The 18,900-nt window shown below is 63.9% G+C and carries 14 protein-coding genes and 1 riboswitch; of the genes, 7 read left to right on the top strand and 7 right to left on the bottom strand.

The window, feature by feature from the left end; all coding sequences use genetic code 11:
- Positions 1–60: 60 nt before the first annotated feature.
- Complete coding sequence (locus tag WJU17_RS01090) at positions 61–786, top strand: DUF2238 domain-containing protein (RefSeq protein ID WP_346325503.1); 726 nt, start codon at positions 61–63, stop codon at positions 784–786.
- 3 nt (positions 787–789) lie between these two features.
- Here WJU17_RS01090 and WJU17_RS01085 read toward each other — a convergent pair whose 3' ends face one another.
- The gene (locus tag WJU17_RS01085) at positions 790–1,188 is read right to left on the bottom strand and encodes a group 1 truncated hemoglobin (RefSeq protein WP_346325502.1); all 399 of its coding nucleotides are present in this window, start codon (positions 1,186–1,188) and stop codon (positions 790–792) included.
- A gap of 73 nt (positions 1,189–1,261) precedes the next feature.
- Between WJU17_RS01085 and WJU17_RS01080 the strand changes: the two genes are divergently transcribed.
- The 3 genes from WJU17_RS01080 to WJU17_RS01070 all read left to right on the top strand — a co-directional run bounded on the left by WJU17_RS01080 (position 1,262) and on the right by WJU17_RS01070 (position 3,063).
- Entirely contained in the window at positions 1,262–1,714 is a 453-nt protein-coding gene (locus WJU17_RS01080; RefSeq protein WP_346325501.1) for an Rrf2 family transcriptional regulator, read from the top strand.
- Between the two features lie 181 nt (positions 1,715–1,895).
- A complete protein-coding gene (locus tag WJU17_RS01075; RefSeq protein WP_346325500.1) occupies positions 1,896–2,219 on the top strand; it encodes a TraR/DksA family transcriptional regulator in 324 nt (107 codons plus the stop codon).
- 121 nt (positions 2,220–2,340) lie between these two features.
- Positions 2,341–3,063: a lipid-binding SYLF domain-containing protein gene (locus tag WJU17_RS01070; protein WP_346325499.1), complete on the top strand. Its 723-nt coding sequence runs from the start codon at positions 2,341–2,343 to the stop codon at positions 3,061–3,063.
- Here WJU17_RS01070 and WJU17_RS01065 read toward each other — a convergent pair.
- On the bottom strand, positions 3,060–4,361 hold the full coding sequence (locus WJU17_RS01065) for a PLP-dependent transferase (RefSeq protein ID WP_346325498.1): 1,302 nt from the start codon (positions 4,359–4,361) through the stop codon (positions 3,060–3,062). The genes WJU17_RS01070 and WJU17_RS01065 overlap by 4 nt on opposite strands.
- 243 nt (positions 4,362–4,604) lie before the next feature.
- A riboswitch (cobalamin riboswitch) is annotated at positions 4,605–4,815 on the top strand.
- A 91-nt stretch (positions 4,816–4,906) separates the two neighbouring features.
- Between WJU17_RS01065 and WJU17_RS01060 the strand changes: the two genes are divergently transcribed.
- Positions 4,907–6,862 (top strand): ribonucleoside-diphosphate reductase subunit alpha, encoded by a 1,956-nt coding sequence (locus tag WJU17_RS01060; protein WP_346325497.1) that lies wholly within the window; start codon positions 4,907–4,909, stop codon positions 6,860–6,862.
- A complete protein-coding gene (locus WJU17_RS01055; RefSeq protein WP_346325496.1) occupies positions 6,853–7,959 on the top strand; it encodes a ribonucleotide-diphosphate reductase subunit beta in 1,107 nt (368 codons plus the stop codon). The genes WJU17_RS01060 and WJU17_RS01055 overlap by 10 nt, the downstream gene beginning before the upstream one ends.
- 28 nt (positions 7,960–7,987) lie before the next feature.
- On the opposite strand, the gene WJU17_RS01050 is transcribed toward WJU17_RS01055, so the two are convergent.
- The 5 genes from WJU17_RS01050 to WJU17_RS01030 form a co-directional block, all read right to left on the bottom strand.
- A complete protein-coding gene (locus WJU17_RS01050; protein WP_346325495.1) occupies positions 7,988–8,815 on the bottom strand; it encodes a thioesterase family protein in 828 nt (275 codons plus the stop codon).
- Between the two features lie 72 nt (positions 8,816–8,887).
- Entirely contained in the window at positions 8,888–12,019 is a 3,132-nt protein-coding gene (locus WJU17_RS01045) for an efflux RND transporter permease subunit (RefSeq protein WP_346325494.1), read from the bottom strand.
- Entirely contained in the window at positions 12,016–13,221 is a 1,206-nt protein-coding gene (locus tag WJU17_RS01040) for an efflux RND transporter periplasmic adaptor subunit (protein WP_346325493.1), read from the bottom strand. Before WJU17_RS01040 ends, WJU17_RS01045 begins: the two co-directional genes overlap by 4 nt.
- Positions 13,222–13,446: 225 nt before the next feature.
- Complete coding sequence (locus tag WJU17_RS01035) at positions 13,447–14,988, bottom strand: transglycosylase SLT domain-containing protein (protein ID WP_346325492.1); 1,542 nt, start codon at positions 14,986–14,988, stop codon at positions 13,447–13,449.
- Between the two features lie 307 nt (positions 14,989–15,295).
- A complete protein-coding gene (locus WJU17_RS01030) occupies positions 15,296–15,823 on the bottom strand; it encodes a nuclear transport factor 2 family protein (RefSeq protein WP_346325491.1) in 528 nt (175 codons plus the stop codon).
- A gap of 436 nt (positions 15,824–16,259) precedes the next feature.
- Between WJU17_RS01030 and WJU17_RS01025 the strand changes: the two genes are divergently transcribed.
- A complete protein-coding gene (locus tag WJU17_RS01025) occupies positions 16,260–18,878 on the top strand; it encodes a TonB-dependent receptor (RefSeq protein WP_346325490.1) in 2,619 nt (872 codons plus the stop codon).
- Positions 18,879–18,900 lie beyond the last annotated feature (22 nt).

Below are 18,900 nucleotides of genomic sequence, written 5' to 3'. Positions count from 1 at the left end.
GCTTGCGCCGACCGCCGATGGGGAGGCTATGTTGCTCCAGGACGCACCGAGTGAGGCACCATGCGGCACAAGACCTACCTGACCGTCCTCGGCGTATTGTTCCTCATCCTGTTCGTGGCTCTGGCGATTTCGCCCGCCGACCGGTCCGCGTGGCTGCTGGAAAACGCCCTGGTCGCCGCCTTCATCGGCGTGGCGGCGCTCATGCACCGGCATTTCGCCTTCTCGCGCCTGTCCGCGACCATGATCTTCCTGTTCCTGTGCCTGCACGAGGTCGGGTCGCATTACACCTATTCCGACGTTCCCTACGACGCCTGGTTCCACGCGCTGACAGGCGCGTCGCTGAACGAGGCGTTGGGATGGGAGCGCAACAATTATGATCGGGTGATCCACTTCAGTTACGGCCTGCTGATGGCCTATCCCACGCGCGAGATATTCCTTCGCGTCGTCAACGTGCGAGGTTTCTGGGGGTATTTCCTGCCCCTCGACGTCATGATGTCGACGTCGATGCTCTACGAACTGATCGAGTGGGGTGCCGCCGCCTGGTTCGGCGGCAATCTGGGCATGGCGTTCCTGGGCACACAGGGCGACGTCTGGGACGCCCACAAGGACATGGCGCTCGCGAGCCTGGGCGCGCTCATCGCCATGGGCGTCACGATCGGGGTCAACATGGCGCTTCAACGCGATTTCGCGTCCGAATGGGCCGACAGTTTCCGGATCAAGAACCGCCGCCCCCTCGGCGAAGTCGCCGTATTCAGAATGTGGCGTCTTCGTCGGGGCGCGGACTGAGCGTCAGGCCGCGGCTGAACGATTCAGCACGTCATCCCGCACCGAGTTCGCAAGGGCGCCGACATCGGCGATATCCGTCTCTGATACGCCCAGCTCGCGCAGCGTCGCCGCCAGATTCTCGATCACGGCATCCACATGGGAGTCGTCGAGGCCCTGTGCCACCAGATGGGCATGGCCCTCCCGCATGGACTTGCCCGAGTAGCCATTGGGACCGCCGGTGACCATGGTGAGAAAACCGCGTTGCTTCGCCCGCTGACGCTCCATGTCCACGCCGTCGAAGAACCTGGCGATCCGGTCATCGGCGAGCACCTTGCCGTAGAACACGTCCACCGCCGCCTTGATCGCCGGCGCGCCGCCGAGCCGCTTGTAGAGACTTTCCATGTAGCCCTCCATAAGATGCATTCTATATACATCTTTAATCTGTTTCCGATGGATCGTCAAATGGCGAAACAGCCAACCAGCGAGTTCTTCTCCTATGCGCCTGACGCAACATACCGACTACGCCCTCCGCGTGCTTATCCACGTCGGCCTCAAGCGGGGCGAAGCCTCGACCATCCGAGAGATTTCGGAAAGCTATGGCGTTTCGCGCAACCATCTGATGAAGGTCGCCAATACGCTGGGGCGGCTTGGGTTTGTCGTGCCCACTCGGGGCCGCGGCGGCGGCCTTGTGCTGGCGCGCGGCCCGGCGGAGATCAATATCGGGGACGTGGTGCGCGACATGGAGGAGAACCTGACTCTGGTCGAATGTTTTCGCAGCGCCGACAATACCTGTCCGATTGCCGGCATCTGCCGTCTGGAGCGCGTTCTGGCCCAAGCGCTTAAATCCTTTCTGGCGGTTCTGGACGGCGTCACCCTGGCTGATCTGCTGTCGGACGGCGGTGCGCTCCGGCTCAGACTGGGCATTGGTGGGCCTGTCACGTCATCGTGATCAGGAAGAAATTGGCTGCGAATAAAAAACATTCCGGTAGAATAGTCTTTCAGCACCCAAGCCCCCTCAAGCTGATGTGCTGACGGCTGGACGGGAACGTCTGCAGCGTCTCCCCGTCCAGCCACCTGGGTTCCGGCGCATCTCGGTGGTCAAACCCGCGAATTGGGTCTAGGCTGCCTGAATGCTGGACCTTCGCAAAGTCGCCGACGACCTCTCGAACCGCTTGCGGGAACTGACTGACCGCGCCGATCGGCTTGAGCACGACCTTCGCCTGCCCCTCGATCCGGACTTCGCCGAGCAAGCCACGGATATGGAATCGGCCGAGGCCAATCAGGCCCTCGAAGAGTCGAGCCGCGCCGAGATTGTCCAAATCCGCGCGGCGCTTGCGCGCATCGAAGAAGGCGAGTACGGCATCTGCACGACATGCGGCGATCCCATCGCCGAAGCCCGCCTTCAGGCCCTGCCTTACACGCCGCAGTGCATCGAATGCGCCCGGCGGAACTGAGCGTTTCGGCACTAAAATAATCCCATGCGGTCCGAGAGATTTGCGCAGGGCGTATAATCGCCTAAATCTAGTGCGAACACGGGGCCGGGGGCGGCATCACAATACCGAGGAGATCACGAACATGCTGAAGTTCACGCGTCGCGGAGTCCAGGCGGCGGCATTGGCGGTCGCTCTGGTCACGGGGACGGCTTCCGTCGCGCTGTATCCCAGTCAGCCGGCCCAGGCGGCGTCCGAAGCCGACGCGCATGAACTGGTATCCGCCGCGCGCTTCGCCTTTGACGACCTGACCGACCGGGGCTCGCACGCGACTTTGCGCGCCCTGCTCAAGGACGCCAAGGGCGTGATGATCTTTCCGTCCGTGATCAAGGGCGCGATCGGCATCGGCGGCGAAGGCGGCAGCGGCGTATTGCTGGTGCGCGGAGAAGATGGGGTCTGGAGCTATCCGGGCTTCTACCATCTCAGCTCGATCAGCATCGGCCTCCAGCTCGGCGGCCAGGAAAACCGTTTTCTCCTGATCCTGATGACCGACAACGCCGTGCGTCGGGTCATGAGCGGCGACGTACAGATCGGCGCCGATCTGAGCGCGGTCGCCGTCGAATCCGGCGTCGACAAGGCGACCGGCACAACGACCGGCCGCCGCGACATCTACTATCACGCCGAAACCCAGGGCGGCCTGTTCGCCGGGGTCAGCCTGGAAGGCACCAAGATCAAGTCCCGCAACAAGATGGCGGCCAAGTATTACGGCGGCAGCGTCACCTCGCGCGACATCCTAATCGAGCGCCGTGTCTCGAACCCGCAGGCCGAGGAGCTCCGGACCCTCGTCTCCTCGCAGTCGGGCCTCTAGCCGCCCGACGCGGCCAGGGCCTGCTCCAGGTCGGCGAGAATATCGTCGATATGTTCCAGGCCGATGGACAGGCGCACATAGCCATCGGTCACACCCGTGGCCAGCTGTTCCTCCGGGGATAGCTGGCTGTGGGTCGTGCTGGCCGGATGAATGGCCAGGCTGCGCGCATCGCCGATGTTGGCGACGTGGTAGAACATCTTCAGTGCATCGATGAAACGGCGGCCCGCATCGACGCCTCCCGCCAGTTCGAAGCCGATCAGCCCACCATAGCCCTGTTTCAGGTAGGCGTCCGCCCGGCGGCGCGCCTCGCCCTTCTGCTGGCTCGGATGGATGACGCGGGTGACGTCGCCGCGGGCGGCGAGCCACGCCGCGACCTTGTTGGCATTGGCGCAGTGCCGCTCCATCCGCAGCGGCAGCGTCTCCAGCCCCTGCGCGATCATGAACGCATTCATCGGGCTCAGTGCGGGGCCAAGGTCACGCAGCAGCACTGTCCGCGCGCGCATGATGTAGGCGATGGGTCCCAGCGGCCGGACCGCGTCGGTCCAGACCGCGCCATGATAGCTCGGATCGGGCTGGGTGAGATTGGGCTGACGGTCGGAATGCGCCTCCCAGTCGAAGCGTCCGCTGTCGATGATCATGCCGCCGATCGAAGTGCCGTGACCGCCGATATATTTGGTCAGGGAGTACACGATGATGGCCGCGCCATGGTCAAACGGCCGGCACAGCAGCGGCGCGGCCGTGTTGTCCATGATCAGCGGGATCCCTGCCTCGCGTCCGATGGCCGCCACTTCCGAAATGGGGAAGACCTGCAACTTGGGATTCGGCAACGTCTCGGCGTAATAGGCCCGGGTGCGCGCATCGGTTGCCCGGCGGAAATTCTCCGGGTCGGAGGGATCGACGAAGCGGACCTCGATGCCTTGGGCGCGCAACGTATTGGCGAACAGATTCCAGGTCCCGCCATAGAGATCGGTCGAGCTCACCACATTGTCGCCCGCCGATGCCAGGTTCTGAAGCGACAGCGCCGACGCAGCCTGTCCCGAAGCGACCGCGAGCGCGGCCGCGCCGCCCTCCAAGGCCGCCATCCGGTCTTCCAGCACCCCGGTCGTCGGGTTCATGATCCGGGTATAGACATTTCCCAACTCCTCCAGCGCGAACAGACGGCGCGCATGGTCCGCGTCGCGGAACTGGTAGGACGTGGTTTGATAGATCGGCACGGCCACCGCGCCGGTCGTGGAATCGGCGCGATAGCCTGCGTGGAGCACCAGTGTTTCAGGGTTCGGGCTCTTTGTTCCACTCATGTGAGGCTCCTTGGACGATGCCAGTATGGTTGGCGAGCATGCCCGGCAGCCATGCCGGATGCAACGCCCCCACCTCATGCCGCCGCCAAAACTCCCCCATGCGGGCAGCATAATACCCCTCGTGACCGGAGACAATTCGGGCTCCAGCGCCAAGGTCCGCGGCTTCGCTTGGGGTTGCCGATGTCAACCTGATTATCACGAAATCGCGATCATCAATGCGCTTGACGATACCCCCTGCCGAGCACAAGATGTTGCGTCCACGGTGCCTCGAACAGTCATATTTGGGGTAAAAGGGAAGCCGGGAAGCAGGCAAAAACCCTGCGAATCCGGGGCTGCCCCCGCAACTGTAGGCGGCGAGCAACTGTCGTTCGCGTCACTGGCGGCAACGCCGGGAAGGCCAGGCAGAAGCGGTGACCCGCAAGCCAGGAAACCTGCCGTGGAAGTTGGAAACGTCCCTGGGCGGAGGGCCTTGGGGGTGCATGCCGGAGTTTAGCGCCGGATAGCGTCCTTCGATTCCCCGCCACGAGAAGAGAAAGAAACGCTGTATGTCTTCGCTCGCTTACGACTTCGACCGTAACGGACATCTGGTGCCGCAACAGCAGCCCGCAGCGCGTCTTCCCATTCCACCATCGCAGCTTCCCTTCAAATTCTCGGCGGACGCGTCATCGGCCGAGCCGGCCAAGCGCGCGCCGCTGCCCATGCCGCTGGCGCCGAAGCCGACCCCGGCCGACCTCGTGCTCGATCGCGGCCGCGACGCCCTGCTGACGCCCTTCGGCAAGGCGACGCTCGAAGATCGGTACCTGCTGCCCGGCGAGTCCTACCAGGATATGTTCGCGCGCGTCGCCTGTGCCTATGCCGACGATGTGGAACACGCGCAGCGCATCTATGACGCGGTCTCGCGGCTGTGGTTCATGCCCGCGACGCCGATCCTGTCCAATGGCGGCACCACGCGCGGCCTGCCGATCTCATGCTTCCTCAACACGGTGCCCGATTCCCTCGACGGCATCGTCGACATCTGGAACGAGAATGTCGCGCTGGCGTCCAATGGCGGCGGCATCGGCACCTATTGGGGCAACGTGCGCTCCATCGGCGAGCCGGTGAAGGGCTGCGGCGAGACCTCGGGGATCGTGCCTTTCATCCATGTGATGGACAGCCTGACCCTGGCGATCAGCCAGGGTTCGCTGCGCCGTGGCTCGGCGGCCGTCTATCTGGACATTCACCATCCGGAAATCGAGGAGTTCCTCGAAATCCGCAAGGCGTCCGGCGATTTCAACCGCAAGGGCCTGAACCTGCACCACGGCATCAACGTCACCGATGCCTTCATGGAAGCGGTGCGCGACGGCGCCATGTTCCCTCTGGTCAGCCCGAAGACCGGCCAGACCATCCGCGAGGTCAACGCCCGCCAGCTCTGGCAGCGCATCCTGGAGACGCGCATCCAGACCGGTGAGCCCTACATCCTCAATATCGACGCGGTGAACCGGGCATTGCCCAAGCATCAGCGCGATCTCGGCCTGAAGGTGTCCACGTCCAATCTGTGCAGCGAGATCACCCTGCCGACCGGTGTCGACCACCATGGCGAGGAGCGCACGGCCGTGTGCTGCCTGTCGTCGCTGAACGTCGAGACCTGGGATCAGTGGAACAACGAGCCGGGCTTCATCGAGGATGTCATGCGCTTCCTCGACAACGTGATGACCCAGTTCATCGAAGAAGCGCCCGACAGCATGAAGCGCGCCCGCTATTCGGCGTTCCGCGAGCGGTCGGTCGGCCTGGGCGTCATGGGCTTCCACTCGTTCCTGCAGGCGCGCGGCATTCCCTTCGAGAGCGCCATGGCCAAGTCGTGGAACATGAAAATCTTCCGCAAGATCCGCCGCGAGGCCGACGCGGCCTCGGTCGCGCTGGCGGAAGAGCGCGGCCCCTGCCCCGATGCGCTGGAGCGCGGCATGAAGGCGCGCTTCAGCCACAAGCTGGCCATCGCCCCGACCGCCTCGATCAGCATCATCTGCGGCGGCACCAGCGCCTGCATCGAGCCGATCCCGGCCAACATCTATACCCACAAGACGCTGTCCGGCGCCTTCCCGGTCCGCAATCCGTATCTGCAGGACCTGCTCGCGCGCAAGGGCGAGGATACCGCGGAAACCTGGCAGTCCATCGTCGAGCATGAAGGTTCGGTGCAGCATCTGGCGTGCCTGGACGAAGACGAGAAGGCGGTATTCCGCACCGCGTTCGAGATCGACCAGCGCTGGCTGATCGACCTGGCGGCCGACCGGACGCCCTTCATCTGCCAGAGCCAGTCCCTGAACCTCTATCTGCCAGCGGACATCGACAAGTGGGACTTGCACATGCTGCACTGGACCGCTTGGGAAAAGGGCATCAAGAGCCTGTATTACTGCCGCTCGAAATCGATCAGCCGCGCCGCTTTCGCGGGCCAGCTCGAAAAGGCCGAGATGCACGTGGTCCAGGGTGAGCGCACGGATTACGAGGAGTGCCTCGCATGTCAGTGAGCGACCTGTCCCATGTCGACCCGCGCAGCCTGATCGGTACCGGCAAGGTCGGCCTGCTGACGGCCACCGGCACCTATGACGTCGATCGCTATCCATGGGCCTACGATTTCTGGAAACGCCAGCAGCAGACGCACTGGATGGGCGAAGAGGTGCCGCTTGGCGCGGACATCAAGGACTGGACCTCGGACCGTGTGACGCCGGCCGAGCGCGCCCTGCTGACCCAGATTTTCCGCTTCTTTACCCAGTCGGACGTGGAAGTGGGCGACAACTATCTGAAGCGCTACATCCCGATCTTCCAGCCGATCGAGGTGCAGATGATGATGGCCGCCTTCACCAACATGGAAACGGTGCATATCGACGCCTACGCCCTGCTGCTGAAGACGCTGGGCATGCCGAAGGCCGAATTCGAAGCGTTCCGCGACTATCGTGAAATGCGCGACAAGGCCGACTACATGCACACCTTCGGTGTCGGCACGGTGTCGGACGTGGCCCGTACGCTGGCCATGTTCGGCGCGTTCACCGAGGGCATGTCGCTGTTCGCCAGCTTCGCCATGCTGCTGAACTTCCCGCGCCACAACAAGATGAACGGCATGGGCCAGATCGTGTCATGGTCGGTGCGGGACGAGAGCCTGCACTGCGAGGGCATCATTCGGCTTTACCATCAGTGGAATCGCGAAACCGGCGCCGTGACCAAGGCCGTGCGCGACGACATCATCGACGTGGCCAAGACCATGGTCCATCTGGAGGAACAATTCGTCGATCTGGCCTTTGGCCTGGGCGGGATCCAGGGCATGACCGCCGAGGACATCCGCGCCTATGTTCGTTATGTCGCCGACTGGCGGCTGACCCAGCTGAAGCTGTCGCCCGTGTTCGGCTACTTCAGCGAGCACGACAACACCTACAGCCAGATCAAGGCGCATCCGCTGCCGTGGCTGGTGGAAATCCTGAACGGTGTCGAGCACGCCAACTTCTTCGAGCAGCGCGCCACGGAATATTCGAAGGGCGCGACAAAGGGAAGCTGGGATGGCGCCAATGGCGTCTGGGCCGCCTTCGATGCCAAGCGCCAGCCGAAGGAAGAGCAGAAGCTGCTGGTCTAGGGATCAGGAACCTTGTTTCCGGCCGGCCTCAGGCTCTCGCCTTGGGCGACATCAGCTTCTGGATCTGCCGGGAATCAGCGACCAGCCTGTCCTGCGAATCCCAAATCTCGCCGTCTTCCTCGAAGAATCCGCGCGTCAAAAGGCGCGTGGTGAAACGGAACCGCAGCCACCCCGGCGCGGGGCGCCGGCGCAGATGGGTGGTCAGCTCGATTGTCGGCACCCAGCCGGTCGCGCCGACCACGTTGAAGATCGCCGGCGGCACGGCATCGGCGAACATCAGAACCGAATACAGATCGGGCTCGAGCCCATCCTTGAAACGGATATAGCCCGCCATCTCCCCGACCCCGTGCGGCGTCGCCCTCGCCCAGCCCATGTGGGTGGGGTGAAAGCGCATGTCGATCAGTTCCTGGAACTTGGGCGACTTGCCTTCCACATAGGGGTGCTCGACGCACTCTTCCGGCGGCGGCAGGTCCGGCGGGGTCGCATGCACGACCGACTTGCCGGTCGCCAGATCGAAATCGGTGAAGGTGGCGGTGAAATGGGTTCGCTGCACACCTTCCTGGATCAGCCGGGCCAGGCCGGTCGACGTGGTGAGGCTGCGTCCCAGACGCTCGGTCAGGATCTCGACAGGCCCCGCCGAGGAGCGCTTCATGTAATGTCCGGTAACGGTCAGCGGATGCGGATGCTCTAGCGTGCCAGCCAGGGCCCGGACGGCGATGGCCATCAGGTAACCGCCATTGGGCGTGCCGCCCGCGATGCCCCACGTCTCGTGAAAATTGGCCAGGAAGCGCGTATCCGCGACCTTCTCGACAGCGGTTTCCAGGTCGAAGAATGACGGTGTTCCGTTGGCGGACATGATGTGGCTTCCCTTGCAACTCCGGCGACGGCTTAGCGAAATTCAACGGCGCTGGCAATGGCCGAGGCCCGGCTATTCCCCGGGACGCGCCGCCGGACCCGGTGTCTCAGACTCGTTCTTCGGATCAGGCGATCCGAACGCGATCTTGCCGGCACGCCTGCCGAGCCATGCCTGAATGTCATCGACGATGGTGAAGACGACCGGCACATAGACGAGGCTGAGCACCGTGGAGGTGATCAGGCCACCGATCACGGCAATGGCCATGGGCGAGCGGAACTCGGTATCCGCGCCGATGCCCGCGGCGATCGGCAACATGCCGGCGCCCATGGCGAGCGTGGTCATGATGATCGGCCGGGCGCGCTTGTGGGCGGCGTCCAGCAAAGCCTCGCGCCGCGTCGCGCCCCGCTCGGCGCGGGAGACGATGGCGTATTCGACGAGCAGGATCGAATTCTTCGCCGCGATTCCCATCAGCATGAGGATGCCGATCAGCACCGGGACCGAGAACGGCTTGTCGAGAAGCAGGAGCAGACCGAATGCGCCGCCGAATGACAAAGGCAGCGCGGTCAGGATGGTGATCGGATAGCCGAAGTTCCGGAACAGCAGAGCCAGCACGAAATACATCAGCAGAATGCCGGTCACGAAGGCAAAGATGAAGCCGTTGAGCAGTTCACCCAGATTCTCCACGTCGCCGGTCGGCACCTCGAACACCCCCGGCGGCAGGTTCTTCATGGCCGGCAGCGAATAGACCAGATCGTTGGCCTCACCCAGCGGCAGACCGGCAAGTTCGGCCTCGATCACCGCGTTACGGCGCCGGTCGAGCCGGTCGATCTGCGACGGGCCGGCGCCGAATGAGACATCGGCCACCGACGACAATGGTACGGAACCGCCATTGTTGGTCTGGACGCGCAAATTGCGGATCGTATCCAGGTCGCGGCGCGCGTCCTCCACCAACATCAGGCGAATGGGAATCTGCCGGTTGGGCAGATTGTACTTCGGCAGGTTGACATCGACGTCGCCGAGGGTCGCCACCCTGACCGCCTGCGCGATGGTCTGGGTCGCGACACCCAGAGAGGCGGCTTTGTCCGCCTTGGGTGTGATGAGGATTTCCGGGCGGGCAAGATTGGCCGTGGATGCGACGTTGTTCAGTCCGTCGAGACCGCGCATCTCTCGCTCCAGCTGGCGCGAGGCGCGGGTCAACGCCTCGGCGTCGTCGCTGACCAGCGCGATCTGAAGCTTGGAGCCGCTGGAGCCATCGGCGCCGAAACGCACGCGCACCCCGGGCACGGCAAGCAATGTCGGACCCACATCGGCCTCGAACTCCTGCTGGGTCAGGTCACGGTCGCCGCGCGGTACCAGATTGACGGTCATCGTCGCCCGGCGCACCTCACCCTGGGTGCTGCCACCACCGCCCGGTCCCATCAGCTGGATGCTGGTGCCCAGGGCGACGTAGATGGATTCCACTTCGGGCCGCTTCTTGAGAATGTCCGACAGGCTCGCGACAACCGCGTCGGTTTCGCTCAGGTTCGCGCCCGGCGGCAGCTCCACGGACATGACGGAGCGGCCGGTATCGCTGACCGGGACGAAGTCGAACTTCATGAAGGTTGCCATCAGCACCGAGATGACGACGACGCCGAAGCCGGAAAGGATGACCTTGACCCGGTGGTCCAGCGCCCAGCCGACGATTGCCAGATAGCGCGGCATCCAGCGCGGCTCGTCATGCCTGAGGTCGCCACCCTTCAGCAGATAGGCGCCCATCAGCGGCGTGATCGTGCGCGCGACCAGCAAAGAGAACAGCACCGAGACACAAGCCGCGATGGCGAAGGCCCGGAAGAACTGGCCGACGATACCGGGCATGAAGCCGACCGGCGCGAACACTGCGACGATGGTCATGGTGGTCGCCACGACCGCCAGGCCGATTTCGTCCGCCGCCTCGATGGCCGCGGGATAGGCAGGTTTGCCCGCGCGCATGTGGCGCACGATGTTCTCGATCTCGACGATGGCGTCATCCACAAGGATGCCGACGGTCAGGGCGAGCGCGAGCAGCGTCACGATGTTGAAAGACTGGTCGAAGATGGCCATGACGGCGAAGGTCGGGATCAACGACAGCGGCATGGCCAGCGCCGAAATGAACGTGGCCCGGCCATCGCGCAGGAACCACCACACCACCAGCACCGCCAGCGCCGCGCCGAGCAGCAGCGCCTCCAGCGAGGCCATGTAGCTCTGCTGCACGAACTCGTCGGCCGAGGTGACTTCCTCGATGCTCACGTCCGGACGGGCTTCGTCAAGCTGCTTGACGGCGGCGCGCGTCGCCTCGGCCACATGCACTTCACTGGCGCCGCGCGTGCGGACGATGCCGAAACCGACCACCTCCTCGCCATCGAAGCGCGCGCGGGTGCGCGGCTCGGCCCAGGAATCCTCCACCCTGCCCAGGTCCGACAGGCGCACGGTGCGGCCATCGGGCAAATTGACCAGGCTGTCGGCGAGCCCCTGAACGGTGAGCGCGCTGCCGATCGTACGGATGGATTGCTCGGCCGCGCCGATGTCGGACCGTCCGCCCGGCAGATTGGCGTTGATCAGCCGGAGCTGCTGGCTCACCTCGCCGGCCGTGATGCCGAGCGCGGCAAGGCGCTGCGGATCGAGCCTTACCGCGATTTCACGGGTGACGCCGCCTTCCCGCTGCACCCGCGAGACGCCCGGCACCGCGAGCAATGCCTTGGCCACGTCATTGTCGACGAACCAGCTCAGTTCCTCGGGTGAGAGGCCCGCGCCGCGCACCACGTAGGTGACCAGTTGTCCGCCGGTGGCATCGATGCGCTCGACAATAGGCTCTTCGGCGTCGGCAGGAAGGTCGGCCCGCACGCCGGTCACGGCATTGCGGACATCATTGGTGGCGCGGTCGGTGTCCGTGCCCAGCTGGAACTCAACCGTGGTGACGGAAATACCGTCATTGACCACCGAGCGGATGTGCTTGACCCCGCCCAGACCGGCCACGGAGTCCTCGACCAGACGCGTGATCTGCGTTTCCATCTCGGATGGCGCGGCGCCTGGCTGCATCACCGAAACGATGATCGCCGGCACGTCGAGATCAGGCGTGTTGTTGATCCGCAGCGACGAGTAGCCGGCGATGCCGGCGATCACCAGCAGGAGGAACAGGACGATCGTGGGAACCGGATTCCGGATCGACCAGGACGAGAGGTTCCTCATTTGGAGCGGGGCTCCGTGCCCGCGAGCGGATGGGCCGTCTCCGGTTGGCGCGCGACGGTGACCTGATCGCCGTCCTCGAGGAACCCGGCACCGCGCAGCGCCACCTGATCACCGGCCTTCACGCCTTTAGGGATCTCGACGAACGCCCCCGCGCGATCGCCCGTGGTGACCTGGGTGAAGCGCACGGTCATGTCGGGGCCGACCACGAAAACACCGGCGCCGCCATCGCGATAGATCACCGACGATTGCGGCACCACCAGTGCGTCGTCCCGGTCGAGAGCAATGCTCGCCTGCGCGAACATGCCCGGGCGGAAGCCGGAATCCGGCGGCAAGGCGATATGCGCCACGCCGAGCCTGGAGCGGGTATCGACGCTGGGCGCCACATCGCGGACGGTACCGCTGGTGGGCGCGACACCACCGGCCGAGACGGTGGCGATCTGTCCCGGACGCACGGAGGCCAGCGCTGCCTCCGGCACCTCGGCGTCCAGTTCGAGGCGGCCCTGACGGACGATCCTGAACAGTTCGGTGCCCGATGACACGATCTGACCGATCACGGCGCTGCGTGCCGACACATAGCCATCGTCCGGCGCGACGATCCGTGTCTGTGCGAGACGGGCGGCCGTTTCCGCCCGAGACGCCTCGGCCAGCGCCAGCTGCGCCGCGGCGGTATCGGCCGCCGCCCGGCGCGCATCGGCGGTTTGTCCGCTGATATGCCCCTTGGGCAGCAGGTCCTCGGCACGGCGGAGATTGGCCTGTGCTTCCGTCAGGCTGGCCCTGGCCGACGCGATGGTGGCCTCCTGCTGGGCAAGCTGCGCGCGCAGGGTCGTATCGTTGAGCTTGAGCAGCAGCTGTCCGCGTTTCACCGCGTCGCCCTCGTCGACCAGCACGTCGGTGATCGCCAGTCCGCTGACTTCCGCGCCCAGAGGCATTTCCTCCCAAGCCACCACGGTGCCCATCACCGTGATCTCACGGGTGACGGGTCTGGACTGGACCGGCGCGGTGGTCACGGTCATGGCCGACCGCGCGACCTCGGCCTCGGGTTCGGCATCGCCGCAGGCCGCCAGCAACGCGGCGCCCAGGATGCCCGTCAGCAGCCTTTTGTGCAGAGGAGAGCGATAAGTACGCATGAAGCCTTCAAGGGTCTGGGTACGGCGCGACGAGAACGCGTGGTGACCGTGGCGGTCGATCAAATCGAGAAACACATAGCCTGGAACTCCGTTACCATCCGGGCGGGACCTGCCTAAAAACCGACAGCCTCGACTTGAACAATAGGCGCGCGACATATAGGCCCTCGAAAGTTTACGGCCAAGACTTTATCGCCCGGTTTGAGCGCCATATCAGGTTTTTTCAGAATGGCAGGACTACGGAAACGGGATACCCCGCTACCGTAGATCCACAGGGGAAAAACCCTCGTACAAAGCTCGGCCCTAGGGCGCGGCCGGTGCCTTGGCTTGGGCCTGGCCGTCCGTCTCCGGAGGCAGCCCTTTCACGGATTTTTCCCGCAACGCGGGATCCCCGACGGCGACGCGATAGGCCGTGTAGTACTTGTAGATATTGGAAACGTACTCGACGCTCTTGCGGCCGAGGGTCTGCGCGGCGGCCAGTTCGACGTTGTTGAACCATACGTTCGGGTTGAGGCCCGACTTTACCGCCGCATCGCGGACCCGTTCCAGGTTCTTGGGGCCGGCATTGTAACCGACGAAGGCCATCAGCGTCCGGTTCATCTGGTCCATGTTGGGGTCGTCCAGATAGGAGTCCGCGATATAACGCAGATATTTGGCGGCGGCCTCCACATTACGTCCCGCGTCCTTTTCGATCCCTCTGATCCCCACCACAGACGTCGCCGCCGTGGCCTGGGTGATCTGCATCATGCCGACCGGGCCATAGGGGTTACGCACCTTCTGGTTGAGACGGGACTCCTGATAGCCGAGCGCCATCATCATCAGATGATCGAGGTCATAGGCGTCGCCATACTTCTTGAACATGTCGATGGCCTGATTGAACTTCGCCATCTCCCCCTCCGCCGTGGCGTTATTGGGCAGGGCCGTCTCGCCGAGATACTTCTTCAACGAGGCCGCGGCAAAGGTCGACGGCTTGTTGCGCGCCAGGAACCCTTCCATCAGGCGCTTGAGCTGGGGGCTGTCCTGACGCACGGCCCAGGCAAGCTCGGTCCCACCGTAGTCCAGCAGATCGTCCCGCACGACGAGGCCTGACAGGACCTGGGACCAGAATGCCGCGACGTAGCCATCGACCACCGCGACCGACAGCAAGCCGCCATTGACCATTTGCAGCAGATCTTCGTCCTGCAATTCCTCCGGAACCGTAATGAGATTGATGGGACGCTTTCCCTCGGCGACCATCTTGTCGCTGAGCTGGCGCAGCGGCACATAAGCGGCACTGGACGCGTGGATGGCCACCTGCCGCCCGGAAAGACGCTCCAGTTCGGGAACCGGATCACCGCGTTTGCGGGTAACGATGACGGCACCGCTGTTCGGCGCCAGCGCACCGCTCAAATCCAGTCCGATCCTTCCCTCGGGCTCGGTGGTCAGACCGCCCGCCGCAATGTCGCCCAGACCGGCCTTCAGGTCGGGAAGAAGCCGGTCCTCGGCGACCGGTACGAACACGATCCGGATATTGCCATCCTGCGCGGCACCGTCCGTGTGGGTATTCGCCCACTTCTCCAGCGACAGCCCCATCTCGTGCAGCACGCCCATTTCCTTCTCCTTGTCATAGAAGAAGAGGGTCTTGCTGTAGGGCACGAGGATACGGATGACCTGACGGTCCTTCATGCCATCGAGGTCACCGGTCCAGGGCTCGGGATTGGTTTCGACGCGCGACGGTGTGGAGACTTCCGGCGCAGCCTTCTGTTTCACGATGATACGCTGCGGTGTGGCCGTCTGGGCTGCCGCGGGCGACGCGGCAAGCGTCACCCCGATCACCATCGCCGCGACCGTCGCCAACCTCAACATCGCGTTGCCGCGACGTGGCCGGATTATCTCAGCGGGCTGAAACAATGCCGCTCCTTTTGCCGTCCGGGGGCGACATAAAAGCATGGGACGCCGCCGCACGCTACCCCGTGCGACGAGTTCGATCGGGGGACGGTCGTCCACGGCCCGTCACGCGCCCCCGCCAACCCGGCTTCCGCTGGGCAATTACGGCTCCGTGACGGCGCGGCCGCAACGCGGTTGGAACGTCCTCATCCGGCCAGAAGCGCGGCTTTCAGGGCATCGACGGGCGGAGGGATCGATTCGCTCGCGAAGGGACCGGATGATTGATCTAGTCGGCAGGCCGCATAGGACGGTAGAGAGCGTGCTGCGGCGAAAGACCGCTGACCAGTTCCAGTCCCGCCAGCCCGCCACCTGGTCCGCCGGAGCTCGGCATTTCCTGCGCGAACTCGAGCAGCGCACGGCGCTCCGCGATCTTCCAGACGCCGCCGCGCCGTTCCAGCCTGTCGAGATAGCGGCTGCCAAAGAAGCTCTGGGTAAAGCCTCCCTCTCCATCGGGCCGCCGGCCGCCGGCGAGGCTGTTGCTCTCGGCCTCGGCCGTGTCTCCCTCGATCCGGATCAGGATGTTGAACACATAATGGAACCGATGAAGGCTCTCCTTCTCGATCGGCATGACCGCGACGCACCAATCATGGGCATTGCCGACGAAAAATCCGTAGTCGACATGGCCGTCGGGATGGAAGCAGTCCTTAAGAGCCTCCTCGTCGAGCCAATCCAGCGCCCGGCCGTAGCGCGCGCCGAGCACCTCTGCAATCTCCTGCTTATCCCAAAGGGTCTGAAGCCTCGGATCGTCGGACATTCGTGTCATCCCCATTTTTAAAGAAGCCTCCGCCCCCGAGCCTAGCGCGTGACGCCGGAAAAAGCACCCTTGCTTATTCGCAGCCGGCACGACACCATTGACAGGCAGCGGACATCTTCGACACGAGGTCGCATATACCGCGCTCAAAAACAAACAGTCGTATTGTTTTTAAAAAATCATGCTTGAATGCTGAGGGGTAACATGGTCTGATTTTCAGGCCGTTGCGACATGTAGGCACACCATCTTGGGGAGGATCGGGTGCGTGCTACCGGGTCATCCGAAACGCCACCAAGTGGAGAAGTCGGTCCTCGCTCAAGAAGCCGACGCGACATGAGCAGCCCATTTTTCGGAAATTTAACAATGGTCCTGATGCGGTGGCGTCGGGCGCCAGACACAAGGGAACCGGCTGGGGAAAGCCGAAACAGGGGAGTAAACAGTGACCAAGAGAGCGACAGAGCATAAACGCGCGCGCCGGCTGGCCGGACGCGTGCTTACTGGCACGGCGGGGGCTCTGCTCCTGACGTCGGCCAGCCTGCCTGCGGGCGCACAGGATGCGCCCCCGGCACCGCCCGCGCCGGAAGCGCGCCGCACCATCGACACCGTCATGGTCAGCGCGCGCAAGACCGAGGAACGGGCCATCGACACGCCCGTCGCCCTCGCGGTGATGGATGAGGCCCAGATCCAGCGCTACAACACCACCGACATTACCCAGCTCACCTCGCAATTGCCGGGCGTTGAGGTCAACAAGGCGTCCGGCGGCGGCGCCGGCGGTAACTTCATCATTCGCGGCATCGGTCGTCAGGCATCCGACTACGGCGCCGACCAGCCTGTCGCCTTCGTGCTGGACGGGTTCTCGTTCACGCGCGGCCACATGTCCAGCGTCGGCTTTTTCGACGTCGAGAACGTTCAGGTGCTTAAGGGCCCGCAGACCCTGTTCTTCGGCAAGAACAGCCCGGCCGGCGTGATCGCGGTCACCAGTGTCAGCCCCGACGACGAGTTCGAGGGCTTCGCGCGGGTCAGCTACGAATTCCGCGCCGAGGACCCCAGCCTCGAATTCGGCGTGTCGATCCCGGTCAACGAAAAGCTCGCCATCCGCGTCGCCGGTCGCGGCCAGTTCATGCAGGGCGGCTACTACAAGAACACCTCGTCCGATCTTGTCGGCCTGCCCCGTAATCTGGGTCTGGAGACCACCTACCCGACCAATCCGAACCAGTTCACGGAAACCCCGAAGACCAAGCAGTTCGTCGGCCGTTTGACGGCGGTGTTCACGCCCTCGGATAGTTTCGATGCGACACTGAAGATCTTCGGGGCGGACTCACGCGACAATGACGCCGGCGCGGCCGCTGTCATCGCCTGCGCCGACGGTATCGGCGGCAGCCCATATCAAAACACGGGCTTCTTCGGCCTGGTCAAGGACCCGACCCAGGTTTGCGACGGCAAGATCCGCTGGCGGCGTCACAGCACCCAGCCGACCGAAGAATGGCTGGCAACCAACCCGACGCTGGACGACAACGACACCCACTACTTCAACCATTTCCGCAACTTCCTGACGACCCTGGAAATGAACTGGCGGATCAATGACGACCTCGAGCTGACCTCGGTGTCCGGCTACTGGGATTACAAGCAACGCGAGTTGACCCAGTACGACTACACCTATGGCGTCGTCGCGTCGAAGCAGGGCGAAGGCGGTCACAGCTTCACCTCGGAACTGCGTCTGCGCTCCGACTATGACGGCCCGGTCAACTTCATGATCGGCGGCTTCTATGAAGACATGTTCCGCGACCTGAACGCGCCGGTGCAGATCTTCCCGCTCGGCCCTGCCCCGTCAAGCCCGTTCTATGACAGCTTCTACGATGGCAGCTTCCTGACCTATCACCAGTACTGGAAGAACAACATCACCAGCTGGTCGATCTTCGCGGAAATGCGCTGGGACATCACCGATACCCTCGAGCTGTCGGGCGGCGTGCGTTACACCGAGGACGAGCGCAAGGCCAACGGCAAGCAGTTGTTCAACCGCCTCGACCAGTTCTTCGGCCTTCTGGGACTGCCTGAAACGGCCAACCCGTTCGCGCATTCGGGCACGGAATACAATCTGAACCGCCGCTTTACCAACACCTCGCCGCAGGCGACCCTAAGCTGGAAGGCCACGCCGGATATCTTGCTCTACGCGTCCTACAAGACGGGTTACCAGGCGGCCGGTATTTCCAATCCGGGCACGATCGGTAACTTCTATTCGAAGGATCAGAACGGCGCGATCCGCTACGACGTGAACGGCAATCCGATCCGCGCGACCAGCGAAGAGGTCAATCCGATCCTGACCTTTGACGGCTCAACGGTGAAGGGCTTCGAACTCGGCGTGAAGGGATCGTTCTTCGACGGTATCCTGACCGGCGATCTGGCACTGTACCGGATGAAGTACAGCGACCTGCAGGTCGCCGTGTTCAACCCGGTGACCACCAACTTCACCGTCCAGAACGCCGCCGCCGCCGTCAACAAGGGCGTCGAGGCCAACCTCTATATGTATGCCACCGACGAACTGCAGCTGCGCCTGTCGGCCCAGTATAATGACCTGAAATATGTCAGCTTCCCGGAAGCCCAGTGCTATGCGGGTCAGGCGGATCCGAGCGCGTCGAACTACCGTCCGGAACTGGCTGCGCTTTGCGGCTTCAGCTCCAGCGGCACCGGCCGGGTGCAAGACATGTCGGGTGAAAACTATGGCGGCGCGCCGTTCCAGATCAACGCTGGCTTCACCTACGATATCGGCCTGAGCAACGACTGGAACCTGTCGCTCAGCGGTGACGTGAACCACCGGACGAAGGGTCGCGAGACCATCCGTCAGCCGGGCACCGCCGTCGGCGCCCGGACCATCATCAACGCTTCGCTCCGTGTGAGCCAGGTGGATGGCCCGTGGGAGTTCGCGCTGATGTGCTCGAACTGCGCCAACGAGCGTTACGTCTACAGCATCCAGGACAAGCCGCTGGGCAAGACCGGCGACCTGACCGGCCAGCTCGGCTTGCCGCGCCTGGTCACCATCCAGAGCACCTATCGCTGGTAAGCTATCCCAGCATAAGCCGCCA

This window comes from Iodidimonas sp. SYSU 1G8 (assembly GCF_039655775.1).
Taxonomy (GTDB): domain Bacteria; phylum Pseudomonadota; class Alphaproteobacteria; order SMXS01; family SMXS01; genus RI-34.
Note: the sequence above shows the minus strand (reverse complement) of the source record. Positions and strands in the feature narration are given on the sequence as shown.